The sequence below is a fragment of the Hymenobacter bucti genome, assembly GCF_042681145.1.
Taxonomy (GTDB): Bacteria; Bacteroidota; Bacteroidia; order Cytophagales; family Hymenobacteraceae; genus Hymenobacter; species Hymenobacter bucti.
On sequence record NZ_JBHUFD010000001.1, the window covers coordinates 885,031 to 909,318 of the forward strand.

Below are 24,288 nucleotides of genomic sequence, written 5' to 3' on the forward strand. Positions count from 1 at the left end.
GTAGCGCGGACTGAAACCCCACGCTACGGCGCTAGTGCGACACGGTCTTGGAAAACAGCTGCATCACCAGCACCCCGATTACGATGAGCGCGATGCCCGCCAGCGCCGGAAAATCGAGCTTTTGCTTCAGGAAAACAAAGCCGATAATCGTGACCAGTACGATGCCCACGCCACCCCAAATGGCGTAGGCCACGCCCATCGGAATGGTTTTGAGCGCGAAGCTGAAAAAGTAGAACCCCAGGCCGTACCCCGCTACGGTAATGAGGCTGGGCACGAGCTTCGTAAACTGGTTGGAAGCCGCAAGGGCGGATGTGCCAATGACCTCGCTGATGATGGCGAGAAAGAGAAAGACGTAGGGCATAGGGAAGAAGAAAAGTAGCTTGGACGCTACGCGTCTGAGCGCGAGCGCGGCTCGCATCTACGTAAGCAAACGCTGATGCGAGCTGCGCTCGCGCTCGGACTCGCAGCGTCCACGCTACTGCCCAATTAATCGCGGGTGCGCAGCACGCGCCAGCCGTGGGCCGGCACGGTGCGCGCCTTGGCCTGGGCCAGCGTCAGCTGCTCGCCGCTGAACACGTCGAACAAGCCTTTTTGCGGGTTGATGACCGTTTTCTGGCCCGGCAGCTCCAGCGGCTCGGCCGTAGCGTTGATGAGCACGAGTACGGCCGAGCCGTTTTTCTCGCGGATGAAACCGTAGAGGCCGGCGGGGCCGCTGAGGTGCTGGAAGCGGCTTTCGGGGTCGCCGTTACGCAGGGCGGGGTGGCGCTTTTTGAGTTGAAAAAGCTTGGTGTAGAAGTCCTGCAACGGGAAATCCTGCCAGGCTATGGTATCGCGCTCGAAAAACTCCAGCCGTTTCTCGAGCGCCGCTTCCTGGCCCGAGTAGAGCAGCGGCATGCCCGGCAGGAGGGCCGTGAGCACGGCGAAGGGCAGCGCCAGCGGCCCCAGGCGCTCGTACTCGGTGCCATCCCAGGAGTTCACGTCGTGGTTGCTAGTGAAGTGCATGAGGTACACGCTGGGCGGGTACTTTTCGCGCTCGGCGGCCAGGTAGGTGTCGATGTCGCCTAGGTCGGCTTTACCATCGGCAATGTGGTCGAGCAGGTAGTGTAGGCGCAGCCCGAAGCTCATGTTAAACGCCTTCTCGAGTAGCTTGGTATCGGAGTTGAACTCCTCCCAGCTCAGACCGCCCGAGGGGTATAATTCGTCCCATTCGGCCAGCATAAAGACGGGCTTGATGGCGTCGAGCGCCGGGCGGGCTTCGTCCCAAAAGTCGGTGGGTACCAGGCCGGCCACGTCGCAGCGGTAGCCGTCGATATCAGCCTCGCGCACCCAATACGCCAGCGCCTCAGTCATGTAGGCTCGCATGTCGCGGTTGGTGTAGTTTAGGGCTACTACGTCGGTCCAGTCGGCCACGGGCGGCACCAGGGCGCCCTGGGTATCGTGCTGGTACCAGTCGGGGTGCTCGACGATGAGGGCGTTGTCGCGGCTGGTGTGGTTGGCCACCCAGTCGAGGATAACCTTGAGTCCTAGGTCGTGCGCGGCTTGCACGAGGTGCTTCAAATCCTCCAGCGTCCCAAATTCGGGGTTCACGCCGTAGTAGTCCTGCACGGCATACGGGCTGCCCAGGGTGCCCTTGCGCCCCACCTGCCCGATGGGGTGAATCGGCATCAGCCACACGATAACCACGCCCATTTTGGCCAGGCGTGGCAGGTGCGCCTCGAAGGCCCGAAAGGTGCCTTCGGGCGTGTAGTTGCGCAGGTTTACTTCGTAGATAGTGGCGGTGGCGGCCCAGTCGGGGTGGGCTACGGTAAATAGGTGGGTCTGGGGGTGTGGGTCAGTCATTAGGTGGCGGTAGCAGGTTGTTGCCCTGCCTACGCGCCAGCCTGGTACCTAGTTAGAAATTAATCTGCGCGGCTGGCCGCCCGGCAGCGGCAAGTGCTTGGGGTACTAGGTATTCGGCCGTGTAGCGCGGCTCGTAGCCGAGGGCCTAGCGCGGCACGACTTCCTGGCCCAGCCGGCTCGATGAGCCGCTAAGCAGCGCCCGTTGGTAGTTAAGGGGCACAGGGTGACGGGAAAGCAGGTGACGAAGATTTGCCTAAGCAACAGGCCCAGGGTGCTAAGCTCAACCAGACCAAAGCTGGTCAGATAAAAAATTAACAATAAGCATGTTAAGCCTAGGTTACATATTGTGGCAATGCCGGAATGTTGCACGCTCGCCGCCTAACAAGTAGCCAGTAGCCCCGTTGGTAGTCTAGTAATTTACTTCACCCAACCCCCTCCCTACCACCATGGCTACCACCTCATCAGCAAGCGGCCTACTAGACTCTACGCTCACTGCACTTAGCGGCGGCTTGACCGGTGCCGCTGGCGCGGCCGGCGACAACATTTCGAGCTGGACTGACTTGCTGCAAGACAGCCCCCAGCTGACCAACGTCAGCACGGAACTGGAAAACCTGCAAGACATTTTGAGCAGCGGCGATATCGACGGCAGCGAGGTAGCTAGCAGCCTGCGCAAGCTCGGGCAGCTGACGACGGAAGCCGCCGCCTCAGCCACCCCCGATACCCAGGACAAGCTCATGCAGCTCGGCCAGACGCTTAGCTCGGCTGCCACCCAGCTGTAGCCTCGGGCGACAAGCTCAACTCAAAAAAGGCTGTCACCCACCGGGTTGGCAGCCTTTTTTGCGGTCGGTAAAGCCGCGGCCGATGAGTGCAGGTAGTAGCATATAAGTGAGCGTGTGCCAAGGCGGAAAACTGCGCGACACCTCCCTAGGGGTGGCTTCCTCGCCAAAGAAGAGGAGCGCTGCCTTTTTTTGTTTGCCTAGCGCGGCTTGGAGGCCACGCTACTTGCCTGGCCGTACACTGACGCTGCAACCGCGCTAATTTGCCGGCCTAAGTAGTAGCTACTCGCTATGCCCGATACCTTCCTGCGCTCTGCTCCCACTTCCCTGCTACCCATCCGCCCGCGGCGCTTGTGGCTGCCCGCCGCGCTGGCCTGGGCCACCTTCGGCACCATGGCCGCGCTGGTATTCGGGCGCGGCAGGGTACCGTTCGACGACCCGTTGCTGTTGGCGCTGCACCGCCACGCCACCCCGGCGCTCGACCGGCTGGCCGTATTTTTCACCATCGTGGGCAATACTGGCCCCATGATAGCGGCCGGCGTGCTCACCACCGCCGCGCTTGCCTACCTGGGGCGCCGCCGCGCTGCCTGGCTGTTTGCCCTAGGCGTAGGCGGCTCGATGCTGCTCACGCAGGTTATCAAGCACGTGGCCACGCGCGCCCGGCCCGATTTGTGGCCCAGCCTGCGGCCCGAGCACACGTTCAGCTTCCCCAGCGGCCACGCCATGGATACGGCGGCGCTGGCGGCAGCCTTGTTTTTTGTGCTGCCGCGCCACCGCCGCGTGTGGGCGCTGGCCCCGTTGTTTGCGCTGGGCGTCGGCTGGGCGCGCATGTACCTGGGCGTGCACTACCCCTCCGATGTGCTGGCCGGCTGGAGCAGCGCCGTGGGCTGGGTGCTGCTGGTGCAGCTGGGGGCTTCCAGGGCTATTGGCCGGTAGGCTTTTCATAACCTAAAAAGCGTTTGTCATGCTTCGATACGCTCAGCATGACAAACGCTTTTTACTATGGTCGCTTTGATAAAAGCCCTACAGTTTCACGCCAAACTTCGCTCCCACGGTTTCTAGGTCCTTCACCACGGCTTCCAGCAACGGCAGGCCATCGAGGAGCCGGTGCGCGGCCATTGCGCGCTCGGGGTCGCCGGGGATGAGGACGCGCTGGCCCTCCACAGCTTTCGCTTCGCGAAAAGTAGTTATCCAATTGTCCATGTGAGCTTTAAACTCGTCGGCGGGGCGGAAGGCATCGACCCGCATGGCGCCGAAAAAGTGACCTAGGCCCTGCCCCACGGGGTTGGCCGAAGGCTGCAGAAACGCCACGAACGGCGGCACCCACGGCCCGTAATTGGCCCCGCTGAGCACGGCCGAAAAGATGTCGACCACCGCACCCAGGCCGTAGCCTTTGTGCGAGCCGGTGGCGCCACCTAGGGGCTGCAGGGCGCCGCCGTTTTTCACGGTGTTGGCGTCGGTGCTAGGGCGGCCTTCGGCATCCTGCGCCCAGCCCTCGGGGATGGGTAGGTTTTTGCGCTGCGCGATTTCGAGCTTGCCGTTGGCGGCCGTGGTGGTGGCCATATCGAGCACAAAATCGGGCTGCTCGCCGGCCGGCACGGCCACCGCGATGGGGTTAGTACCTAGCAGTCGCTCAAGTGAATAAGTAGGCGCTACCAGCGGCGAGGCGTTGGTCATGGCCACGCCTATCATGTCCTGGGCCAGGGCCAGCATGGCGTGGTAGCCGGCAATGCCGAAGTGGTTGGAGTTCTTCACCGACACCCAGCCGGTGCCCACCTGCTCGGCTTTTCTCATCGCAATCCGCATGGCTTTTGGCCCTACTACCAGCCCGAGGCCACCGTCGCCATCGACCACGGCGGTGCTGGGCGTTTCGTAGGTGATGCCCACCCTGGGCGTGGCGTTGATGCGGCCCGCCTCCCAGAGGCGCACGTAGCCCGAGAGCCGCGCCACGCCGTGCGAGTCCACGCCCCGCAGGTCGGCTGAGAGCAGGGTTTCGGTGGCCAGCGTGGCATCGTCGGGCGGGCAGCCGATGCTCAGGAAAACCTGCTCGGCGAAGGTAAAAAGCTGTTGGTAAGAAAACGTCATGGCGAAAAGCGAACGCTCAGTTGGGCCGCAAGGGCGCGGCGTGGGGCGAGTAGGTGTAGCACACAAACCTACTACGCTTCTGAAAGGCGGAGGTAGCGTTGTTAAAAAGCAGCTGTCCTTGCGAGCGCAGCGAAGCAATCGCACCAAGACGAGTTGTTTAGGTACGATTGCTTCGCTGCGCTCGCAAGGACAGCTGCTTTGTGAGTAGCCCGGATGGGGATGGCTTATAAAATAAAGCTGTTGATTATAAATAAGTTGATACTTTTCAACGTAAATATTAGTTAATAACTAAGATTTACGTTGAAAAGTGACGTACTTCGTTTCGTCAACCATTCGCGCTGCCTATGCAACCTCCCTTCCCCGAACTCACCCGCGCCGAAGAGCAGGTGATGCAAATCCTCTGGCGACGCGGCCCCAGCCTCGTCAAAGACGTGCTGACCGAGCTGCCTGCGCCCGCCCCGGCCCTCACCACGGTGAGCACCATCGTGCGGATTCTGGAGCAAAAGGGCTTCGTGGGCTACGAGCCGGTGGGCCGCGGCTACCGCTACCACGCCCTAGTGGCGCAGGACGACTACCGCCGCTTTTCGCTGCGCAAGCTGCTGCGCGGCTACTTCGGCGGCTCGTTTACGCAGCTCGTTTCTTTCTTCGCCCAAGACGAAAACCTCGACGCCGCCCAGCTCGACGCTCTGCTGCGCCAGGCCCAGACCGAGGTGCCACTCGCTGCCGACGACGAACTCGCTGCGCCTACCCCGCCCGCTGCTCCCACTCCTTCTACCCCCTAGCCATGACTATTCCTTCTGTTGCAAGCTGGCTGGCCAGCACGGTGCTGCCCCTAGGTTCTCTGTGGCTGTTGTTTAGGGTAGTGCTTCGCCAGGAGCAGTGCTATGGGTACAATCGCGTGTTGCTGCTGTTGGCGCCGGTAGTGGCCGGGCTACTGCCGCTGCTGCCACGACCTACGCTATCGAATTGGCTGCCAACCATCGCAACGGCAGGCTGGCCAGCCGCTAACACTACCGTGGCTCTGCCTACGCTGCACCTAGCGGCTACCGGAGCAGCTGCCTGGCCCGGCTGGCCCTGGCTACTAAGCGTGTACCTGCTCGGGGTGGCCGTGGGCCTGGGGCGACTACTCTATCAGGTCTGGCAGCTGCGGCGCACGGCGCGGCAGCTGCCCCGCGAGCCGCGCCCCGGCTACGTGCTAGCCTACACTGGTGGGCGGCTGCCAACCAGCTCGTTTGGCCGCACTGTTTTTTGGAATGAGGCCGCCGAGCTAACGGCAGCCGAAGCTACTACCGTTCTCGACCATGAGCTGGCTCATGTGCGCCAGGGCCATAGTTACGACGTGCTTTGGCTGGAGGCATGGCGTGCCGTGCTTTGGGTCAATCCATTCATTCATTTGCTCTTAGGTCCCTTGCGCCTTACCCATGAGCTGCTGGCCGACCGCGCCGCTACGCAGGCGAGCGACCAACCAACGGCTGCCGCGGTGTACGCGACGCTATTGGCCCGCCTCGCTACCCGTCGCGCGGTGGGCGGTAGTCATTTCTCCTTGCTTCAGCCCTTTATCCTTTCTTTCACCCTAACTCGCATTACCATGTTGCAAAGCAAAATGCCCGTTCGCCGCTGGAAGCAGTGGTTAGCCCTGCCGCTGTTGGCGGGCCTGTGCGCAGTAGTTGGCCAGTCGGCCAGCGCGCAGACTGCGCCGCCGCCGCCGCCCGTACTTGTGCCCTCCACTGCCGAGCAACGGGCGGCCCAAGCCTCTGCCGAGGCCAGCCACGTGTACACTTACGTTGAGCAGATGCCGCAGCTGCCCGGCGGTGGTGGGTCGGGAGCCATCATTAGGCAGGTTTCGAACAACTTCGTGTACCCGGCCGGCGCACATCAGGAAGGCCGTGTGTTTGCTAGCTTCACTGTGATGGCTGATGGTAGCGTCAGGGATACCAAAATTGTGAAAGGCCTCGCCCCAGCCTATGATGCAGCCGTGCTAGCCGCTATCCAGAAGTTGCCACGCTTCGAGCCAGGTAAGCAAAATGGCCGGACGGTGGCAGTAAGCTTTACGGTTCCCGTCGAGTTTCGAAATAAGCCCTAGGTAGCAAATAGCTGCTCAGAAAAAGCAACGCCCGTTAGATAGCTAAAAGCTACCTAACGGGCGTTGTGCTGCTGACTCAGGGGCCTACAACTATTGTTGCTGTTGCTGCTGCTGTTGCTGCTCCCAGGTAATGTACTTGCGGTACGAGTTCATGGGCGGGGCGGCCGCGGCGGCGGGCGATTGCTGCACGTAGACCGGGGCTTCGGGCACCTCGTTGCCGGGGATGGGCTTGCCATTTTCGATGTGAACCGATACCTCCAGCGTATGCGCGCCGGTGCCTTTGTAGGTGCCTTTGACGGGGGTGCAGTCGGCAAAATTGCGGCCGATGGCCATGCGCACGTGGCCGTCGTTCACGATGCAGTTGTTGGTGGGGTCGAGGCCCAGCCAGCCGTAGAAGGGCACGTAGACTTCGACCCAGGCGTGGGTGGCACCCGCGCCGCGTACGCCCTCCTCGCGGGGGCACACGTAGCCACTCACGTAGCGGGCGGGCAGCCCAATGAGGCGCAGCAGGTAAATGAGCAGGTGCGTAAAATCCTGGCAAACCCCAGCCCGGCCGCGCCAGATTTCCTCCAGCGGCGTTTCGATGCTCGTCACGCCCTGCTGGTACTGGAAGTTATCGTGCACGTACTCCGAGAGTTCGAGCGCCTGCTTGAGCGGCTTGGCCCCGAAGGTGACGATGCTGCTCAGCGCCTGCCGAATCTCGGGCTCCAGCTCGGAAGGCGCTAGTTTGAGGAAGTCCATAAACTCGACATCGAAGCGCAGGCTGGCCAGGTTTTCCCACTGCGCGGCGGCCGTGGCCTCGTCCATCGGAAACTGGATGGCGTGGGTTTCGACCTCGGCCACCGAATCTATCAGCAACTCGGCGTGCGGCTGAATGAGCGAAAACACGCCCACCTGATTGCCAAAATGGTCGGTAAACAGGGCCACCTCCGGCTGCCCCGTAATGCTGACGACGTGGCTGCGCACCGTCAGCCGGTGGTCGGGCAGCGGGTATATCATCAGTTGGTTGGCGCAGTCGATAACGGGCGCGGCGTAGGTGTAGCGCGTGCGGTGCAGAATTTTATAGACGGACATATTTCACTTCTAATGTAAGTTTTGTCGTTGCGAGCGTAGCGAAGCAATTGCATCACAACGAATTGTCAGCGAGCGGTTCAAAATCCGTTCAGATGCTCAGCAGGTGCGATTGCTTCGCTGCGCTCGCAAGGACAATCGGTTAGTTTTCTGCTAGGTATTGCCGAAATATAGGTTGCTCAGCGCCGCCGTTACTTCCAGCAGCTCGCTCCGCACCTGAGTCAAAAACTGACCTAGGGCGCCATCGTGCTGCGGGTGCATCGTGCTGTAGGCCACCGTGGTGCGCGCCTTGCCAATGAGGAAGCGCAGCTGCTCGTAGCTCTCGGGGCGGCTCTTATCCTTGAGGCGCTCGCAGTAGCGCAGCAGCTGCCCGAGGCTGTAGAGCAGCGAGTGCGGAAAATCGGGGTTATAGAGTACCAGCTCCAGTACGCTCGTGGCGTCAATCTGGCCCTGGTAGGTTTTCACGTACAGCTCGTAGCCCAGCAGACCGAAGAGCAAGTAGCGCAGCTCGGGCGAGTGGGCGGTGTCTTCCTGCTCAAAAAGGTGCTGGTTGAGCGTCAGTAAATCAACGGTTTGCAGCGAGCGCTCCAGAAATTTACCCAGCTTGAGGTAAATGTAGCCCTCATCGCGGGGCATGGTATTTTGCACCGTGCCTACGTAGAGCACGCTCTGCTGCTGCAAGGCCTCGAAGCCCGACATGGGGTCTTCGCCTAGGGTGAGGTGCGCCACGTCATCGCGCCGGATGAGGTGGTAGTAGTCGTTCAGGCTCTGCCACACTTCCTTGGTGATGTGGTCCTGCACGGCGCGCGCATTCTCGCGCCCGCGCACGATGTTGTGGTACACCGAAGCACCGTTTTCGCGGTCGAAAATGAGGTGGTAGAGCACCTGCGGCGTGTGCGGCGCTTTGCGCGCCAGGTCCGCGTCGCTGAGGTCGCCAAAGGTGTGCAGCAGCGGCTGCCAGCCCCAGTAATGCGGCTCATCCTGCGAGGCAATATACTGAATACGAATGACCTGAAGCATGGCCTGGGTGCGCTCCATGTAGCGGCCCAGCCAGTAGATAGTATCGGCAACGCGAGAAAGCATAGTAGGTAGGAGTTCCGTTCTGGCGGGGCGCCTTACCCCCCGGCCCCCTCTCCGAAAAGGAGAGGGGGAGCCTGACGTAGAAATTAAAAATTAAGAATTATAAATTAAAAATGAGCTTGTTAGCGCGGACTGTTCATTGCAATTTTTCATTTATAACTCTTGCGCTCGGCTCCCCCTCTCCCGAAGGGGAGGGGGCCGGGGGGGTGGGGTAACAAGCCAGGGCCTAATTCCCCAAAACCCAAGTGTCTTTAGACCCCCCGCCCTGCGAAGAGTTCACAATCAACGACCCCTCGCGCAGGGCCACCCGTGTGAGCCCGCCCGGCACGATGTCGATGCCATCCGGCCCGCACAGCGCAAATGGCCGCAGGTCGATGCGCCTAGGTTGCAATTTGCCGTCGATGTAGCACGGCGTGGAGGACAGACTGATAATTGGCTGCGCGATGAAGCTGCGTGGGTCGGCGGTGATGGCCTCGCGGAAAGCGGCCATTTCCTGCTCGGTAGCGGCGCTGCCGATGAGCATGCCGTAGCCGCCGCTCTCGTTGGTGCGCTTGACGACCATCTTGTCCATGTCCTTGAAAACCAGCTCGCGGTGCTCGGCATTTTCGAGCTGGTAGGTGGGCACGTTTTTCAGAATCGGCTCCTCGTTGAGGTAGTAGCGTATCATGTCGGGTACGTAGCAGTACACGGCCTTGTCGTCGGCCACGCCATTGCCCATGGCGTTTGCTATGGCCACGTTGCCCTTGCGGTAGGCCCAGTAGAGGCCGGGTACGCCGAGGGCGCTGTCGGGGTGGAAGGCCAGCGGGTCGAGAAACTCATCATCGACGCGACGGTAGATAACGTCCACTTTCTCCAGACCCTTCGTGGTTTTCATGTACACGAAGTGGTTGTGCACGATGAGGTCGCGGCCCTCTACCAGCTGAATGCCCATGAGGCGCGCCAGCGTGCTGTGCTCAAAATACGCCGAGTTATAGATGCCCGGCGAGAGCAGTATCACCGTGGGGTCGCTGGTCTGGCGGTCGGCCAGGGCCTGCAAATTGCGGTATAATAAATCGGGGTAGTCCTTGACCGGCAGCACGTTGCTCTTGGGCAGCAGGTCGGGGAAGATGCGGTACGTGATGCTCCGGTTTTCGAGCATGTACGACACGCCGGAGGGCGTGCGCAGGTTGTCTTCGAGCACGTAAAACTCGCCGTCGTGGTCCCGAATCAGGTCCACGCCCGCAATGTGCGTGTACACGTCGTGCGGCACGGCCACGTTCATCATCTCGCGCAAAAACTGCGGGCACGAGTACACCAGGGCCGCCGGCACCACGCCATCCTTAAGGATAAACTGCTGGTGGTAAATGTCTTTCAAAAAAATGTTGAGCGCCTTCAGTCGCTGCTTGATGCCCGCTTCGATGCGCAGCCACTCGCTATTGGAGATGATGCGCGGGATAACATCAAACGGAAATATCTTCTCGATGCCCTCGCCGCTGCTGTACACCGTGAACGTAATGCCCTGGCTCATAAAGAGTTTCTTGGCGAGCTCGTCCTTACGGGTCATTTCGGCGCCGGCCAGGTCGGCGAGGGCCGCCACGAAGGCCTGGTACTCGGGCCGCACGTCGCCGGACCGAAACATCTCGTCCCACACCTGAGGCTGCTCGGGGTACGAGCGCAGTAGCGGATTGGTCGGCATAAGGCTAATAGGGTTAAAATAGAAGGGCGTTACGCGGAAAACGCTTAGCAAAGCGATTACTTGGGGCTAAATAAACAACTAAAATTCTTAATTAAGTACTGTAGGCGAAGTAGGAGGGGTGTGAAAGGATGGCCGTCGTGCAGCGCGTAGCGCAGTAGCTCATGGCGCGCAGTAGCCCCAAGCATTGGAATTTTACTGTTGCACGCGCAGGGCTTCGCTGCGCGCTGCACGGCAACAGTATTGTAAAACATAAAATTTTGATTGATAACGGTATAGATATAAAAATTTCGCTTGGCACCCTGGTCTAGGATAAGCAGAACTGTGCACTATTTTCCGGTGCCAGTGCTCAACCCCACGCCCCGCCGTCCGTTCACCCCCACGTTACCAAGCCGATTTGCCGTGAAACTCTTTAGCTGTACCCACTGCGGGCAAGTGCTGTATTTCGAGAACAGCCAGTGCGAAAAATGCCACTACCCGCTGGGTTTTGAGGCCACCCAGCTGCGGCTGCGGCCCCTGGTGGCCGAGCCCGACGGCCGCACCTATCGCCTATACAACGAGCCCGCCAGCTGCACCTACACCTACTGCCACAACCACGAGCACTGCGCCTGCAACTGGCTGGTACCCACTGATAGCACCACTCCTTTTTGCCTGGCCTGCGACCTCAACCGCACGATTCCCGACCTAGGGCAGCCCGGCTTTTTGCAGCGCTGGCAAGATATTGAAGTGGCCAAGCACCGCCTCGTGTACGGCCTGCTGTGCCTACACCTGCCCGTAGTGAGCAAGCGTGTGTACCCCGACGAGGGCCTGCAATTTGACTTCAAAGCCGACGAAAGCCCCGAGCAGCGCGTGATGACGGGCCACGACAACGGTCTCATCACTATTAACATAGCCGAGGCCGACGCCATCGAGCGCGAGCAGGCGCGGCAGTCGATGCACGAGCTGTACCGCACCCTGCTGGGGCACTTCCGCCATGAGGTAGGCCACTACTATTGGGACCGCCTCATCGACAATTCTCCCGACCTAGAGGAATTTCGGCAGGTGTTTGGCGATGACCGCCAGGACTACGGCGAAGCGCTCAAAAAGCACTATGCCCAGGGCGCGCCGCCCGACTGGCAGCAGCACTACATCAGCTCCTACGCCACCAGCCACCCTTGGGAGGACTGGGCCGAAACCTGGGCGCACTACCTGCACATCATCGACACGCTGCAAACCGGCCACGCCTACGGCCTGCGCCTAGAGCCGCTTGAAGAGCTCTCGGAGCAGGGTCTGCGCGCCGCCATCCAGGACCCCTACCAATTAGCTGACTTCGGGCAGATTATGGCCATGTGGCTGCCGCTCACTTTCGCTCTTAATAGCCTCAACCGCAGCATGGGCCAGCCCGACCCGTACCCCTTCATCATCAGCCCCGACGTGCAGCGCAAGTTGGCCTTCATCCACAAAGTAGCCGGCGATAGGGTAGGGCTGGTCAGCCGGGCGTGAGGTTCAGGGTAGCGTGAAGCTCTGCTTTACGCTACCCTGAACTTACTTACCCAGCAGTTCAGCCAGCAGCCCTTCCTTCAGGGCGAAAGCCGAGGTCGTGATGCGCGTCAGTCCGTAGGTTTTCAACACGTATTCGACAATTACGCTAGCTACTACCAGCATATCGGCTCGCATCGGGAACATGCCCGGCAGCGCCGCCCGCTCGTCGTGGTCCAGCGTCAGCAGCTGCGCAAAATGATGCTCGAAGTTGGTTACCGACAGCCAAGTGCTCGGCGGCAGTTCTGATTCTTTGCGCACGCGGCCCACCGTGAGGTCGGCCAGCGTATCGAAGCTACCGGAGCTGCCCACTAGGCTGGCCAGCGGCTTGTGCTCGGCTACGGCCGCTGTGAGCGGCGCCAGGGTTTCGGCCAGGTAGGCGATTTGGGCGCGCAGGCTTTCACGGGGAAAAACGCCGCTGGGCTCGGTAAAGAACTTGTCGAGCAGCCGCTGCGCGCCGATTTCAAAGCTATGCTTCCAGAAAATGGTGTCTTCGTTGGCGATGATAAACTCGACCGAGCCGCCGCCGATGTCCATTAGCAGGTGTTTTTCCTGACCTAGAACTACCGCTTGGCGGATGCCTTTAGCAATGAGCTCAGCCTCGCGCTCGCCGCCGATTACCTCGACCTGAATGCCAGTTTGGTCCAGAATATCGCGCACCAAGTCGGGCCCATTGCGCGAGACGCGCATGGCGCTAGTGGCCGTGGCGCGCACCTCCGTGGCTTGGTGCAATTCGATTTCTTCCTTGAAGCCGCGCAGCGTTTGCAGGGCGCGGGCGTAAGGCGCGGGCGCGATTTCGCCGCGGCTGATGCCGCCTTCGCCCAGGCGCACGCCTACCTTAGTGCGCACCAGAATGTGCGGCGCCTGGCCGGGCCGGTCTTCCACAATGAGCAAGTGGAAGGTGTTGGTACCCATGTCGATAAGGGCCAGGCGGCGGTGCAATACGGGAGCGTGCATAGTATGCAGTAAGTGAAGGAGCGAGTGAGTGAAGGAGTGAGTTGGCAGGTTAGCGAGCGAGTCCGAAAAATACTTCACTCATTCACCCCTCACTCCTTCACTCTTTGATTTAAGTGGCAAACCGGCAGAACGTACCTAGGGGTAGCTTGCGCTGGCTGGCGTCGTGCAGGTATATTTCGCCTAGCTCACGCACCGCCTTCGGGCCGGGGAAAATGGCCTGGGTCAGGTTATCCAGAATCAGGGCCGAGAAGCCCAGCGAGTACAGGTTCACCACGAAGAAATGGTCCTCGGGGTCGAGCAGCTGCTGGCTTAATTTGAGCATCTCATTTAGCTCGTCTTCGAGCTGCCATTTCTCGCCGTTGGGGCCGCGGCCGTAGGCGGGCGGGTCCAGGACGAGGCCTTGGTACTTGCTGCCGCGCTTCACCTCGCGGCGCACGTATTTCATGGCATCTTCGACCAGCCAGCGCACGCCGTCGAGCTGGCTGGCCTCCATGTTGTCACGGGCCCAGAAGTTGACCTGCTTCACCGAGTCGAGGTGTGTGACGTCGGCCCCGGCGGCGCGGGCGGCCAGCGTGGCCGCACCGGTGTAGGCAAAGAGATTGAGTACCCTAGGTAGCTTGGCCTGGCGCTTACGGGTCTGGTTATAAATGAATTGCCAGTTGGGGTCTTGCTCCGGAAACAGCCCCACGTGCTTGAATGATGATAAGCCCAGGCGAAACTTCAGCTTCAAGCCGTCGGGCCGCTCGTAGGCGATAACCCACTGCTCGGGCATGCCTTTTTTGAGGCTCCACTGGCCTTTTTCGGTGCTGCCGGGGGCGCGGGCGAAGGTGGCATCGGCGCGCGCCCACTCGCTGGCGGGCAGGGCCATATCCCAGATGGCCTGGGGCTCGGGCCGGGCCAGCACGTACTGGCCGAAGCGTTCGAGCTTCTGAAAATTGCCGCTGTCGAGCAGCTCGTAATCGGGCCAGGCCGAGGTGGTGAGGAAGTCGTACACGGGGCAAAAGTACGGCCGCCAGTAGCTTGGGCTCTGCGAGTCCGAGCGCTCGCGCAGCGAGCATCTGCGTAAGCGAACGTCTGCCAGCGTAGATGCTCGCTGCGCGAGCGCTTGGACTCGCAGAGCCCAAGCTACTGGCGGCCGTAACTTTACCCGATGTTTCTCACCCGCTTACCGAATTACTTTGCGCTAACGATTACCCTGGCCGGACTGGCCGCGTGCTCGGCCCCCACTGCTTCGGGGCCAGCCGAAGAATACTACGACTGCCGCGAAGTGTACGAGCCCATTCGGGGCCAACTGCTTGACCGGCACGGCGAGCCGCTGGTAGCCACGCGGGCGCACTATACGCTCACGCTGCCCAAGCTGGCTGAGTTCGATACCGTGGCTTTTAACCAGCTCATGAGCTGGCCCGAAGGCGCCGTGCAGGCCCGCATATTTGCCGCCCGGCTGCCCGCCATTCCGCCCCGCCTCCGGCCCGACCCAGTGCCCGATTCGCTGGGCGTTATCACGCCCGACACTACTAAGCCCAAACCCGCCCCGCCTAGGGTGCAGCAGTGGCCCATCGAGCTGACGCTCACCAAGCCCGAGGCCGATAACTTTCGGCACCACGCCGGCGAGTGGCCGGGCCTGACAATGCGCCGCCGCCGCGAGCGCACCTACCTCACCCACGCGGCCGCGCCGGTGCTGGGCTACCGCCCGGCTGATGCCGCCCCCTTTCTGTACCTGGCTCAAAAGCTGGAGCGCGGCCGCTACTACCGCCTGCGCAACCCCGGCATCGAGGGCTACTACAACACCCTACTGACCGGCCGCCGCGGGGCCTACCACCCGCGCACCGACGGCCACGGCCGCGTGCACGGCCGCTGGGCCGCCGACACCATCTACCAGGCCAGCCAGGATTTGCACCTGAGCCTCGACGCCAAGCTGCAAGCTTATGCCGAGCGCCTGCTGGGCGAGCGGCGCGGCTACATCGTGGCCCTGGAGCCCAGCACGGGCGAAATCCTGGCCTGCGTATCGGCGCCCAGCTACGACCCCGCCGTGCTCACGGCGCCCGGCCGCAACGCCGAGCGCCGCGCCCTGCTGCAAGACCGCGAAAACCGCCCGCTGCTCAATCGGCCCGCCGTGGCGGCTAGTCCGCCGGGCTCGGTGTTCAAGCTCGTGAATGCGGCCGTGGCCCTGCAGCTCGGCGCCATTACCGACCACACGTCGTTCATCTGCGACCAGTCGCTCATCAACTGCGCGCATCGGCACTCGCAGGCCCGCAACCTCACGCTGGCCCTCAAATACAGCTGCAACCCGTACTTCTACCAGGTGCTGCGCGCCGTGGTGGAGCCTAGGCCCGACTCGGCGGCTACCATGGCTGATACCGTGGCGGCGCGCCACACCAACCTAGGGCAGTGGCGGCGCTACGTGCGCTCGTTTGGCCTCGACACGCTGCTGGGCGTGGATATTGCCCGCGAGCAGCCCGGCTTTTTGCCCACGCCCACTTATTACGATAAGGCGCGCCGCACCAAAAACTGGACGTTTCAATCCATCTACTCGCTCAGCATCGGGCAGGGCGAAATCAACCTCACGGGCCTGCAAATGGCCAATGTGCAGGCCATTATCGCCAATAGGGGCTGGTACATCACGCCGCACTTTGTGAAGGCAATTGGCCGCACTGGCAAGCCCTTGGCGCGCTTCACCGAGCGGCACCGCACGCTGGTCGATAGCGCCAATATCGCGGCGCTCGTGCCCGGCATGGTAGCCGCCATGCAGCGCGACGGCACCGCCGAGCTGGCCAGCCTCGCCGATGTCGGCATAACGGTAGCCGGCAAAACTGGCACCGTGCAAAACGACGAGGGCGACGACCACGCCACCTTTGCGGGCTTTGCCCCGGCCACTAAGCCTAGGATTGTGGTGGCGGTGTACATCGAAAACGCGGGCTTCGGGGGGCTCTCCGCCGCGCCCTGCGCGGCGCTCGTGATGGAGAAGTATTTGAAAGGCCACATCGCGCCGCAGCGCAAAAAGTGGGAAAACTGGCTGCGCTGCGGAAATCTAGCCAGCCACAGACGCTACTGATAGCACCTAGGGCCCAGCGCAACGACCTGCACCGTGCGGGTGCGGCCGGCTGACATCGCGTCGGCGACCCTGGGCGCTGGTACAGCTTCAAAACCGGGCACTAATGCTGGTTGGCCGGGGCAGCGCGGTGCAGTGGAAAGAGTATCGGAGGCACTTGGCGCGGGCGGGGCTTGAGCGCAGCGCTAGCGGTTGAGATAGGTGCGCACGTCTGCGGCCAGCGAGCCTACTGCTATCACGGCATTGCGCAGGCGGGTTTCGGTGCAGTTGAGTATCTGGCACCAGTAGTTGACTTCGTTAACGGACTTGATGTTGATGCGGGTGGCATCGGCAGGAGTGAAGGGAAGCACGGGAGTAGAATAAGAAGGTTCTTGGTAGCGGGCGAGTATTGGTAACCGGCCTTCGCTGCGCGTGAGAGAAGACGGTGAAATAGTTTAGTTTAGCGTTATAACTGCGCCGGTGCAGCTGCTATCCTTTTCAGAAAGAGCAACTACGGGGCTGTCAAAGCAGATGCCTGCAGGCAGCGGCCTCTGAGTAGGAATAGTATCCTAAACGGATAAGCGATACTAGGTTGCCATTGAGCTGCTAGAAAGATAAGGGCAAGGCCTCGCTCCCGGTTGGCAGTAGCAGGGTGGCGCGCTGCCTGTGCAAGGCATAAAAAAAGCCCTCAGCGTGTTGCTGAGGGCTTTTTTGTGGTCGTATAAGGAGTCGAACCTTAAACCTTCTGATTCGTAGTCAGATGCTCTATCCAATTGAGCTATACAACCGTTTCCCCGTGTTGGGAGTGCAAAGGTAGGCAGAAAAATTTTGGTTGCGCAAGTATGCTGCGAATTTTTGCCCGAAAAAAGCGGTTGCTGGTTAGCAAGGCAGTCATTGTCAGGTACTAATTTTCGGTGGCGGGCGCGTTGCGGCGCAGCACGCGCTGCAAGGCCCGGTTGAACACCACGTACAGCCCGAGCAGCGAGGCGGCCACCAGCAGCAGCAGCACCAGCTTGCTGAGCGTGCCTTCGTCGGGGTCGCGCAGCAGGGCCAGCACGTCGGAGGCCTTGGTGCCGAGCCAGTAGAAAAACAGGCTGCGCGGCAGCATGCCTAGCACTGAGGCGGCCAGAAAGCGCCCCCGCGGCACGCCCACGATGGCCAGCACAAACGTCATGAGGGCAAAGGGCAGCACCGGCGACAGGCGCGTGAGCAGAATGAGCTGCCAGCTCTGGTCCTGCAATTCGCCCAGCACGGCGTCGGCCTTGGGGAAGTGGTGCAGGAAGCCGCGCAGCTTGCCCTGGTCGAGGCGGCGGGCCAGCTCGTAGCCTAGGGCGGCGGCCAGTGCGTAAGAGGCAATCATACCCGGCAGCCCGGCCCAACCCAAAAAATAGCCCGTAATAATGACTACAAACGTGCTGTTGGTAAGCGCCAGGGCCATCGTGATGCCCATGAGCGCGAAGTACGCCAGCATTTGCCAGGGCGTGAGCTGCTGGAGCAGACCCTGGTGCTGGCTCAGGATGTACACCAGGGAGCCCGAGCCCAGCAGGGGCACGGCCACCAGCAGCGCCATCGTGAGCAGGGTAGAAAAATTCTTCTGAAAAAGCTCGCGCAGAAATGCCATTGCCACAAAGTAACGAAAAAGCCCGCCCGGCCAGTGCCGGACGGGCTTACGCCGCCTAGGTACGGCCCCGGGCCACGCGCGGCTGGCTACGCCTCTTTGGCGCCGATGCCGAAGAAGCGCTTAATGGCCGCCCACCCCCCACCGAGCGCCAGCAAACCCAGCTTCCAAAATTTGAGAATGATGGCAAAAAAGCCCACTTTGGCCAGCACCTTGCCCGCCACCAAGCCGCCGATGGTGTAGGCGGCTACCTCGTCGATGCCCGCGTTGTAATCGGTGTACTGCTGGCCCTTGGCAAACGACACGTTGGCCAGCAGGCCGGGGATACTGGCCTTGATTTCGGCGAGCTGCGCGGGGGCGGCCACGGCGTTGAGCACCAGCACGCCCTTGCGGCCCAGCAGGCGCACGTTGTAGTTGAGCGTCGAGTCGCGGCTGCTGCCGAAGCGCAGCACCTTGGCCCAGTGCAGGGCGTGCTGGCTTTTGTTGTAGTAGGGGTTGGCGCCCCAGCCCATGAGGTGCACGGCCTCGAAGCCCGCTTTTTCGCGCTCGGGGTTTTCCTCCTCCAGGTCCTGCTGCATGTCGGCCAGCAGGTCGGCGTAGTCGATGTCGTCGGCGTCGTTATCCTTCACGTAGCCCATGTCGTCGTATTGGATGACGTAGGCCCAGCTATTGTCATCGAGCGGGCCCTTATCCTTTGGAAAAAGCATACCGAGACTGAGGCCGCGCGGGTTGTGCCAGAAGGTAGTGAGCACGCGCCGGCTCTGGGCCGAGTCGAGGTAGCGATAGCCGGTGGGCACCGTGAGCTCGCCGATGCCGCCGGGCAGCGTGAGGTGGCCCGTTTGGTAGCGGAGCGTGCCCTGGACAGAGTCGACCACCGCCCGGTACCGCGCCACCGAGTCGGGTACCGCTGTGGGCTTGGGCGCGGGCTTGGCCACGACGCTGGCCGCGGCTAATAGCAGTAAAAATAAACTGAATAAAGGGTTCTTCATAAAATGAAAAAGAAGTGAATAATAACCTCGCGAATATAATGCAAGCATTTATACAATAGATAGTTATTTGCGACTTTATTTAAGCGGTGCGCGGGTAGCGGCCGCCTACGCAGCCACGCAGGCTACCTAGGGCGAAGGACGGAAGTAGCCCACAGGCTTCGTTCAAACTACTGCATTTTCCTAGGTGCCCACACGAGTATAGGGCCGCTGAGCCCAGCAACTAGATAAGCTCAGAATAGCTGTTAGCTGCCAGTAGCAACGTCCGGAATAGGTTGTGCTTTTTCAGGCAGAAGGAGTGGCCGCTTCTTGCGTGGTCATTTTATAATAATATTATTTAGTTTGTTGAATTATTTATATGTCATTATTAATACTTTTGCCTCGGATACCAAGACGTACTATCGTTTGGTAATACCTGCGTGGCTGCTAACCGCTCCTCTCTTTCTGCGCTGCTCAATAGGCTCGATTCGGTAAGGAGTGGGTTATTGCTGGCCTGCGCTTGGAGTGGCGCTACCGTTGGCTGGGCGCAGGGTAGGCCCTCGGCCCCGGCCCACCCAGCCCCACCGGCCACCCGGCCCGTGCCCGTGCCCAAAGCCAACCTAGGCCCTCGCGTACTCGTGACACCCTCAAAAAAACCACTGCCCCCGGCCCAGCTCGAAGAAGCCTTGCGCCTGCTGCTGCGCGCCGACTCGACCAGCCGGCTGCCCGCACACGCGGGCACCGAGGCCGAAGGGCTCGTGCTGGACCAAGCGCTCACCAAGCCCGGGCACGACTTCTACGACTTGTTCTACGGCACGTTTGAGGCGCCGCCTGGTAGCACCGGCTTTACAGTGCTGGTAGGCGAGCGGCCGGGCCGGGGCAATAGCTCATTGGTAGTACTCACTATCAATGAGCAGGAACTCGTGGAGGTGCTGCTGCCTACCCGGCTCGACCAAATGGAAGAGCTAGTAACCCAACTGGCCGAAATCGCGCAAGACTACCTGGCCGAAGCGCAGAATGTAAGTCGTCAGTTAGAATCGGGGCGCCGGGCACCGCTCGAAGTCTACTGAACCAGCTACCGAAGGCGCTGCCTTCCCCACCACTACTCTCCTCCTTTCTCCCTGCTATGAAACCAACGCTTACCTTTTTGCTGCTGGCGGCCCTGACCGCCGGCGCGCCGGCGGCCCGCGCCCAGCGCTTCGTGTACGAGCCCGTGAACCCGGCCTTCGGCGGCAACACCTTCAACTATTCGTGGCTGCAGGCTTCGGCCACCGCCCAAAACCGCATTCAGGACCCCGTGAGCAATACGGTGGCCGCCGTTGACCCTCTGGCGCAGTTCTCAGCCAATCTCAACCAGCAGGTGCTCAGCCAGCTCACAAGCCGCCTCATCAGCTCGCAGTTTGGGCAAGGAGCCATCAAGCCCGGCACTTACGCGGTGGGCGCCTACCAGGTGCAGGTAGGGCAAAGCACCGGTGGGGTCGTCATTACCGTGACGGACCCTGGCACCGGCAACCAGACTACCATCACCATTCCTAACGGGCTGTAGCAGCGGCTTGTGCCGTGCCGCCGCGCCGGGCTGCCCCTAGGGTGGCGCGGGGCAGCGGCTACCCTCCTTGCTAGCTGCTATTCAGTCGTTATGCCTATTTCCCTTGTGCGCCGGGTGGCGGCCGGGCTCCTGCTGGGGCTCGGGGCCTGCACGCCCTACCTGCACCAGCACGCCCTAACTACCCAGCCCGCCCGCCTAGGTTCCGAGTTGCGCACGCCCGCCCAGTGGGGCGAGCTGCCGGTGCCCCTGCGCAAGACGGTGGTAGCGGTATATAAATTTCGGGACCAAACCGGCCAGTACAAGCCGCAGGCCAACGGGGCTAGCTTCTCGACGGCCGTAACGCAGGGCGCTACTACGGTGCTTATCAAGGCCTTGGAGGAATCGCAGTGGTTTGAGCCCATCGAGCGCGAGAACCTGGGCAACTTGCTCAACGAGCGCAAAATTATCCGGAGTACCCGCCAGGAATACACCGAGCAAACCGGCCAGCCGCAGCCCAACCTGCCCTCCCTGCTCTTTGCGGGGGTCATTCTGGAGGGCGGCATTATCTCGTACGATGCCAACATCATCACGGGTGGGGCGGGGCTGCGCTACTTCGGGGTGGGCGCGTCGGGCCAGTACCGGCAAGACCGCGTGACGGTGTACCTGCGGGCCGTGAGCACGAGCACCGGCAAGGTGCTCAAAACGGTGTACACCTCCAAAACTATTCTCTCGCAGCAGATTACGGCTGGCTTGTTTCAGTTTGTTGACTTCAAGCGCCTGCTCGAAACCGAAACTGGCTTTACCTATAATGAGCCCAGCGAGCTAGCCGTGAAGGACGCCATCGAGAAATCGGTGCAAGCCCTGGTGTACGAAGGCTTTGATGACCGCCTGTGGGTGCCGCGCGACACGGCCGCCCTGCACGGCCCCGCCCGCCAAGCCTACCTGCGCGAAAAAGCCGAAAACCTGAACATCGACGTGCTGGGCCGCGTGCAGGTCCCGCGCCGGGCGCCCATTGCCCTGGGCCTGGCGGGCGCCGCCGTGCAGTACCGCGGTGACTTTGCCCAGCCCGCCCAAACGTTTGGGGTAGAGGCCACCCTGCGCGTGGCGCTGGGCGAAACGGCCAGCTTGTTTCTCAACGCGGGCCAGCTGCGGCTGGCGGCCGGCCCTACCCGCAACTTCTTCAACAACGCCTACGCCTACGCCGAAGGTGGGCTGCTCCTGCGCCTGCTCCCGCGCGACCGCTTTACGCCCTACGCGCTGGCAGGGGCGGGCGCCACGGCCAGCACGCCGCTGCTGGGCAGCCGCCGCGTGCTGCCCCACCTCGTGGCGGGCCTGGGGGCCGAGTACTTGCTTACCCCGCACCTAGGGCTGAGCCTGGGAGCAGATGCCCACTACTTTCTCAACGACGAGCTGGACGGCGTAGTGAGCGGCCGCTACAACGACTACTACTGGGGCGCGCGCGCTGGCGTCGTGCTCTACCTAGGGCGGCCCCGGGCGGCCCGCGCCACCCGGCTCACGCCCCCCTAGCGAGGTGGCTACGCGTGAAGGCTGTCCAGCTGCGAAGTGCCGTTTTATGCAACGGGCGGCGAGCAGTAATAAAGTGTGAAAAAATATAAAAATATTATTATAAAAATTATTGTATCTTAAAGAAAGAGCCTACCTTTGATTCGTTCTTCCGGAGAGAGCATACCCCACCCAAATATTTGCCCATCAATTCTTTAACTCACCCAAATGAAAACGCTTAACCATCACTATCTCTTGCTAGCTGCTGCCCTGCTGACGGCCACTGTTGCCAAGGCGCAAGGGCCCACCAACCAGCTCACCCGCACCCCAACTGCCCCCACCGCGCCCACGGCCCCGGGCGGCCCCAACGCTTTTAACCTGCCTGCTTTGGGCCCACCCACTACGCCTTTCTCGCAGCGTACCTCCTACAGCCAGGACGCTTACATTTCGCAGTCCAGCACCAGCAACTACGCCAACGTAACGCAGATAAACAATCGGCTGGGTAATGTCGCGGGCACTGCCGGCAGCTCGGCGGTAATCAGCCAGACTGGTGCGTCCAACAACGCTTACCAAAATCAGACGTTGGATGCGACGTCAAATACAGCTTCGTCAAGCAGTGGCTCTCGCAACGAGTTGCGCACGACGCAAACCGGCGCCAGCAATGAGTCCCGGCAGACGCAGTCGGGCGGGCTTAGCAACACGGCTGCCGTGATGCAAAGCGGACAATCCAGCTTGGCCGTTCAGGTTCAGAGCACTGATTTAGCCGGCGGCAATGCCTACAACTCGGCCAGCATTACCCAGACGGGCCCGATTGGCAACAGCGCCAGTCAAACGCAGTCCGGTTATGGGCAGCAAGCGCGCATTGTGCAGCAAGGCACTTACAGCACGGCGATGCAAACGCAACAAAACTCGGGTAACTCGGCGGATATCACCCAGGGAATGCGGGGAGAATCCAACAACGCCATTCAGGTGCAGACGGGTATTGATAACAATGCCCGTATCGTTCAGTCAGACAACAGTTCGTCAAGGCCCAGTTTTTTACCCGACCGCAATTACGCCAAGCAAACGCAGAGCGGGAATTATGGCCAGGCCGACATTACGCAGCGCTCGGGCTACAGCTACGCTGAGCAAGTGCAGTCGGGCACTGCCAACGCCTCCAGAATCACCCAGGGCCAGGATGGCTTCTTTACTACCAACTCGGTTACGGCGGCCTACACAACCCAGAGTGGGGTAAGCAATTCTGCCACCATCACCCAGCGCTAGAGCCAGTCTAGCTGCACCTAGGTGGGCTACGCACGCCAAGTTTCGGGCCGCGCTGCGGAAAAGCCCGGAACTTGGTTTGCTTGGGGTAGGAGACCAGGGGTTTTTCGTATTTCAGCTAAAGGCTTATGAAACTGCGTTTTGCTTGTGCCTTCGTGGGTGCGCTGGTTTGCGGCACGGCTGCCCAGGCCCAGCAGCGGGCTCCTGGCGAAATGGCCACCGCCGGGCAGCGCCTGGCAGAGGACCTAGGGCTGGAGCGGCTACCAAACAGCACGGCTGTCAGTTTGCAGAATACCGCTACGTTGCTGCAAGAAGGCAGCGGTAACGCCGCGCGCATCGACCAGCAAAGCCTGGCGGCACCGGGCAACCAAGCCTACGTGCTGCAAGTGGGGGCCGCCAATGCGCTGGGCCTGGTGCAGGCCGGCGGTGGCAATAGCGCCACCGTAGTGCAAAACGGCACCGACAACCGAGCAGATTTGACGCAGCAGGGCCAGGGCAACTCCTCGGCCCTGACCCAACAGGGCGCCCAAAACCGCCTGACGGGCCTGGTGGCCGGCGACGGCACTAAGCTGACTATCCGCCAGGAGGGCAACAACAATCAGGTAGATAGCGAGCTGCGCCAGAACCGGCAAGCTTACACTATCAACCAGTACGGTAGTGGCAACGTGCTCAAACAAGTAGAATCAGGCGTGCAGGCCACGCCGGGCTACACCGTGGAAATGCGCGGCACGGGCATCAATCTCACCATTGAGCAGGGCAAGATAAAGCCCTAGGTTCAGCAAGATGCTTCTGAAGGAACAGGAAAGGCCGGTTGCCTAGTAGCAGTCCGGCCTTTCCTGTTCGCTGGGTAGTTACCAGCCTTTATTAGCAGCAGATAACTGCTGATGAGCTACTTATAAAAACTCATTTCTTACTTCTTGTGCTATGAATTCTCTGTTACTTTTACTCGCGGCTTGGCAAAGCGCCGCAGCGCCCGTACCGTGTCGAGCACACCTTGAGCTGCGCCAGCAAGACGGTTTTTTGACCGTAACCAGTCATTGCCGCAGCCTGCTACCCGCCGCCGCCCGCTACCGCTACGAGCTGTCGCTGCAGCGCGCGAGTACCGGCGGCCACTCCCAAAACACCCAGCGCGGCGAGTTTGAGGTGGCGCCGGCGCAGGAGGTAACTCTATCGGAAGCCCGCGTAAACGTTTCGGCGCAGGACACCTACCGCATTCAGTTGCGGGTGCTGGACCTGGCCGGCCACACCGTGGCCCAAGACTCGGCAGTGCAGGGCTCAGTCCGTTAAGCTCACGGTCTCTGTATCTGA

At 61.3% G+C, this 24,288-nt stretch carries 23 protein-coding genes and 1 tRNA gene; 12 read left to right on the forward strand and 12 right to left on the reverse strand.

Translation table 11 applies throughout. The annotated features are described in order from the left end of the window. Positions 1-31 precede the first annotated feature (31 nt). Positions 32-418: a DMT family transporter gene (locus tag ACFSDX_RS03630; protein WP_382311818.1), complete on the reverse strand. Its 387-nt coding sequence runs from the start codon at positions 416-418 to the stop codon at positions 32-34. A 68-nt stretch (positions 419-486) separates the two neighbouring features. Further along, positions 487-1,839, reverse strand: a complete 1,353-nt coding sequence (locus ACFSDX_RS03635; protein ID WP_382311819.1) for an alpha-amylase family glycosyl hydrolase — start codon at positions 1,837-1,839, stop codon at positions 487-489. 509 nt (positions 1,840-2,348) lie between these two features. Here ACFSDX_RS03635 and ACFSDX_RS03640 point away from each other — a divergent pair. Further along, a complete protein-coding gene (locus ACFSDX_RS03640; protein ID WP_382311820.1) occupies positions 2,349-2,618 on the forward strand; it encodes a hypothetical protein in 270 nt (89 codons plus the stop codon). Between the two features lie 288 nt (positions 2,619-2,906). Then, on the forward strand, positions 2,907-3,551 hold the full coding sequence (locus ACFSDX_RS03645) for a phosphatase PAP2 family protein (protein WP_382311821.1): 645 nt from the start codon (positions 2,907-2,909) through the stop codon (positions 3,549-3,551). Between the two features lie 87 nt (positions 3,552-3,638). Here ACFSDX_RS03645 and ACFSDX_RS03650 read toward each other — a convergent pair whose 3' ends face one another. Beyond that, positions 3,639-4,700: an Ldh family oxidoreductase gene (locus ACFSDX_RS03650; RefSeq protein WP_382311822.1), complete on the reverse strand. Its 1,062-nt coding sequence runs from the start codon at positions 4,698-4,700 to the stop codon at positions 3,639-3,641. Positions 4,701-5,044: 344 nt separating this feature from the next. Here ACFSDX_RS03650 and ACFSDX_RS03655 point away from each other — a divergent pair, with 344 nt between their 5' ends. Together ACFSDX_RS03655 and ACFSDX_RS03660 are read left to right on the forward strand one after the other, a co-directional pair. Beyond that, on the forward strand, positions 5,045-5,482 hold the full coding sequence (locus tag ACFSDX_RS03655) for a BlaI/MecI/CopY family transcriptional regulator (RefSeq protein ID WP_382311823.1): 438 nt from the start codon (positions 5,045-5,047) through the stop codon (positions 5,480-5,482). Positions 5,483-5,484: 2 nt separating this feature from the next. Next, entirely contained in the window at positions 5,485-6,783 is a 1,299-nt protein-coding gene (locus ACFSDX_RS03660; protein ID WP_382311824.1) for a TonB family protein, read from the forward strand. A 90-nt stretch (positions 6,784-6,873) separates the two neighbouring features. Here the strand turns inward: ACFSDX_RS03660 and ACFSDX_RS03665 are convergent, their stop codons facing one another. The 3 genes from ACFSDX_RS03665 to ACFSDX_RS03675 form a co-directional block, all read right to left on the reverse strand. Then, a complete protein-coding gene (locus ACFSDX_RS03665; RefSeq protein ID WP_382311825.1) occupies positions 6,874-7,857 on the reverse strand; it encodes a transglutaminase family protein in 984 nt (327 codons plus the stop codon). A 150-nt stretch (positions 7,858-8,007) separates the two neighbouring features. Continuing rightward, on the reverse strand, positions 8,008-8,937 hold the full coding sequence (locus ACFSDX_RS03670) for an alpha-E domain-containing protein (RefSeq protein ID WP_382311826.1): 930 nt from the start codon (positions 8,935-8,937) through the stop codon (positions 8,008-8,010). Positions 8,938-9,160: 223 nt separating this feature from the next. Further along, complete coding sequence (locus ACFSDX_RS03675) at positions 9,161-10,609, reverse strand: circularly permuted type 2 ATP-grasp protein (protein WP_382311827.1); 1,449 nt, start codon at positions 10,607-10,609, stop codon at positions 9,161-9,163. Between the two features lie 399 nt (positions 10,610-11,008). On the opposite strand from ACFSDX_RS03675, the gene ACFSDX_RS03680 reads away from it, so the two are divergent. Beyond that, positions 11,009-12,088 carry a zinc-binding metallopeptidase family protein gene (locus ACFSDX_RS03680; RefSeq protein WP_382311828.1) on the forward strand — a complete coding sequence of 360 codons (1,080 nt, stop codon included), beginning with the start codon at positions 11,009-11,011 and terminating at the stop codon, positions 12,086-12,088. A 42-nt stretch (positions 12,089-12,130) separates the two neighbouring features. Here the strand turns inward: ACFSDX_RS03680 and ACFSDX_RS03685 are convergent, their stop codons facing one another. After that, a complete protein-coding gene (locus ACFSDX_RS03685) occupies positions 12,131-13,081 on the reverse strand; it encodes a Ppx/GppA phosphatase family protein (protein WP_382311829.1) in 951 nt (316 codons plus the stop codon). Between the two features lie 109 nt (positions 13,082-13,190). Continuing rightward, positions 13,191-14,075: a class I SAM-dependent methyltransferase gene (locus tag ACFSDX_RS03690; protein ID WP_382311830.1), complete on the reverse strand. Its 885-nt coding sequence runs from the start codon at positions 14,073-14,075 to the stop codon at positions 13,191-13,193. A 156-nt stretch (positions 14,076-14,231) separates the two neighbouring features. Here ACFSDX_RS03690 and ACFSDX_RS03695 point away from each other — a divergent pair, with 156 nt between their 5' ends. Continuing rightward, on the forward strand, positions 14,232-16,133 hold the full coding sequence (locus ACFSDX_RS03695; RefSeq protein ID WP_382311831.1) for a peptidoglycan D,D-transpeptidase FtsI family protein: 1,902 nt from the start codon (positions 14,232-14,234) through the stop codon (positions 16,131-16,133). Between the two features lie 182 nt (positions 16,134-16,315). On the opposite strand, the gene ACFSDX_RS03700 is transcribed toward ACFSDX_RS03695, so the two are convergent. The 4 genes from ACFSDX_RS03700 to ACFSDX_RS03715 all read right to left on the reverse strand — a co-directional run bounded on the left by ACFSDX_RS03700 (position 16,316) and on the right by ACFSDX_RS03715 (position 18,716). Beyond that, positions 16,316-16,480, reverse strand: a complete 165-nt coding sequence (locus ACFSDX_RS03700; protein WP_382311832.1) for a DUF3606 domain-containing protein — start codon at positions 16,478-16,480, stop codon at positions 16,316-16,318. A 343-nt stretch (positions 16,481-16,823) separates the two neighbouring features. Continuing rightward, positions 16,824-16,897 (reverse strand) — tRNA-Arg (locus ACFSDX_RS03705). Positions 16,898-17,013: 116 nt separating this feature from the next. Next, a complete protein-coding gene (locus tag ACFSDX_RS03710; protein ID WP_382311833.1) occupies positions 17,014-17,730 on the reverse strand; it encodes a TVP38/TMEM64 family protein in 717 nt (238 codons plus the stop codon). 86 nt (positions 17,731-17,816) lie between these two features. After that, positions 17,817-18,716, reverse strand: coding sequence for a DUF2167 domain-containing protein (locus ACFSDX_RS03715; protein WP_382311834.1), 900 nt, complete (start codon positions 18,714-18,716; stop codon positions 17,817-17,819). Between the two features lie 614 nt (positions 18,717-19,330). On the opposite strand from ACFSDX_RS03715, the gene ACFSDX_RS03720 reads away from it, so the two are divergent. From ACFSDX_RS03720 to csgH, 6 genes are all read left to right on the forward strand, one after another. After that, positions 19,331-19,762 carry a CsgE family curli-type amyloid fiber assembly protein gene (locus tag ACFSDX_RS03720; protein ID WP_382311835.1) on the forward strand — a complete coding sequence of 144 codons (432 nt, stop codon included), beginning with the start codon at positions 19,331-19,333 and terminating at the stop codon, positions 19,760-19,762. Between the two features lie 56 nt (positions 19,763-19,818). After that, entirely contained in the window at positions 19,819-20,238 is a 420-nt protein-coding gene (locus ACFSDX_RS03725; RefSeq protein ID WP_382311836.1) for a curli production assembly/transport component CsgF, read from the forward strand. A gap of 90 nt (positions 20,239-20,328) precedes the next feature. Then, positions 20,329-21,744 carry a CsgG/HfaB family protein gene (locus ACFSDX_RS03730; RefSeq protein WP_382311837.1) on the forward strand — a complete coding sequence of 472 codons (1,416 nt, stop codon included), beginning with the start codon at positions 20,329-20,331 and terminating at the stop codon, positions 21,742-21,744. A 204-nt stretch (positions 21,745-21,948) separates the two neighbouring features. Beyond that, positions 21,949-22,983 (forward strand): hypothetical protein, encoded by a 1,035-nt coding sequence (locus tag ACFSDX_RS03735; RefSeq protein ID WP_382311838.1) that lies wholly within the window; start codon positions 21,949-21,951, stop codon positions 22,981-22,983. Positions 22,984-23,108: 125 nt separating this feature from the next. Next, entirely contained in the window at positions 23,109-23,753 is a 645-nt protein-coding gene (locus ACFSDX_RS03740) for a hypothetical protein (protein WP_382311839.1), read from the forward strand. Between the two features lie 151 nt (positions 23,754-23,904). Next, the gene (csgH, locus tag ACFSDX_RS03745) at positions 23,905-24,267 is read left to right on the forward strand and encodes a curli-like amyloid fiber formation chaperone CsgH (RefSeq protein ID WP_382311840.1); all 363 of its coding nucleotides are present in this window, start codon (positions 23,905-23,907) and stop codon (positions 24,265-24,267) included. Positions 24,268-24,288 lie beyond the last annotated feature (21 nt).

Coding starts and splice junctions, on each gene's coding strand:
- csgH (WP_382311840.1), top strand. CDS start 23,905: ATGAATTCTCTGTTACTTTTACTCGCGGCTTGGCAAAGCGCCGCAGCG.
- ACFSDX_RS03655 (WP_382311823.1), top strand. CDS start 5,045: ATGCAACCTCCCTTCCCCGAACTCACCCGCGCCGAAGAGCAGGTGATG.
- ACFSDX_RS03730 (WP_382311837.1), top strand. CDS start 20,329: ATGCCTATTTCCCTTGTGCGCCGGGTGGCGGCCGGGCTCCTGCTGGGG.
- ACFSDX_RS03635 (WP_382311819.1), bottom strand. CDS start 1,839: ATGACTGACCCACACCCCCAGACCCACCTATTTACCGTAGCCCACCCC.
- ACFSDX_RS03685 (WP_382311829.1), bottom strand. CDS start 13,081: ATGCACGCTCCCGTATTGCACCGCCGCCTGGCCCTTATCGACATGGGT.
- ACFSDX_RS03650 (WP_382311822.1), bottom strand. CDS start 4,700: ATGACGTTTTCTTACCAACAGCTTTTTACCTTCGCCGAGCAGGTTTTC.
- ACFSDX_RS03675 (WP_382311827.1), bottom strand. CDS start 10,609: ATGCCGACCAATCCGCTACTGCGCTCGTACCCCGAGCAGCCTCAGGTG.
- ACFSDX_RS03630 (WP_382311818.1), bottom strand. CDS start 418: ATGCGAGCCGCGCTCGCGCTCAGACGCGTAGCGTCCAAGCTACTTTTC.
- ACFSDX_RS03695 (WP_382311831.1), top strand. CDS start 14,232: ATGTTTCTCACCCGCTTACCGAATTACTTTGCGCTAACGATTACCCTG.
- ACFSDX_RS03660 (WP_382311824.1), top strand. CDS start 5,485: ATGACTATTCCTTCTGTTGCAAGCTGGCTGGCCAGCACGGTGCTGCCC.
- ACFSDX_RS03740 (WP_382311839.1), top strand. CDS start 23,109: ATGAAACTGCGTTTTGCTTGTGCCTTCGTGGGTGCGCTGGTTTGCGGC.
- ACFSDX_RS03665 (WP_382311825.1), bottom strand. CDS start 7,857: ATGTCCGTCTATAAAATTCTGCACCGCACGCGCTACACCTACGCCGCG.
- ACFSDX_RS03725 (WP_382311836.1), top strand. CDS start 19,819: ATGAAACCAACGCTTACCTTTTTGCTGCTGGCGGCCCTGACCGCCGGC.
- ACFSDX_RS03735 (WP_382311838.1), top strand. CDS start 21,949: ATGAAAACGCTTAACCATCACTATCTCTTGCTAGCTGCTGCCCTGCTG.
- ACFSDX_RS03670 (WP_382311826.1), bottom strand. CDS start 8,937: ATGCTTTCTCGCGTTGCCGATACTATCTACTGGCTGGGCCGCTACATG.
- ACFSDX_RS03645 (WP_382311821.1), top strand. CDS start 2,907: ATGCCCGATACCTTCCTGCGCTCTGCTCCCACTTCCCTGCTACCCATC.
- ACFSDX_RS03710 (WP_382311833.1), bottom strand. CDS start 17,730: ATGGCATTTCTGCGCGAGCTTTTTCAGAAGAATTTTTCTACCCTGCTC.
- ACFSDX_RS03715 (WP_382311834.1), bottom strand. CDS start 18,716: ATGAAGAACCCTTTATTCAGTTTATTTTTACTGCTATTAGCCGCGGCC.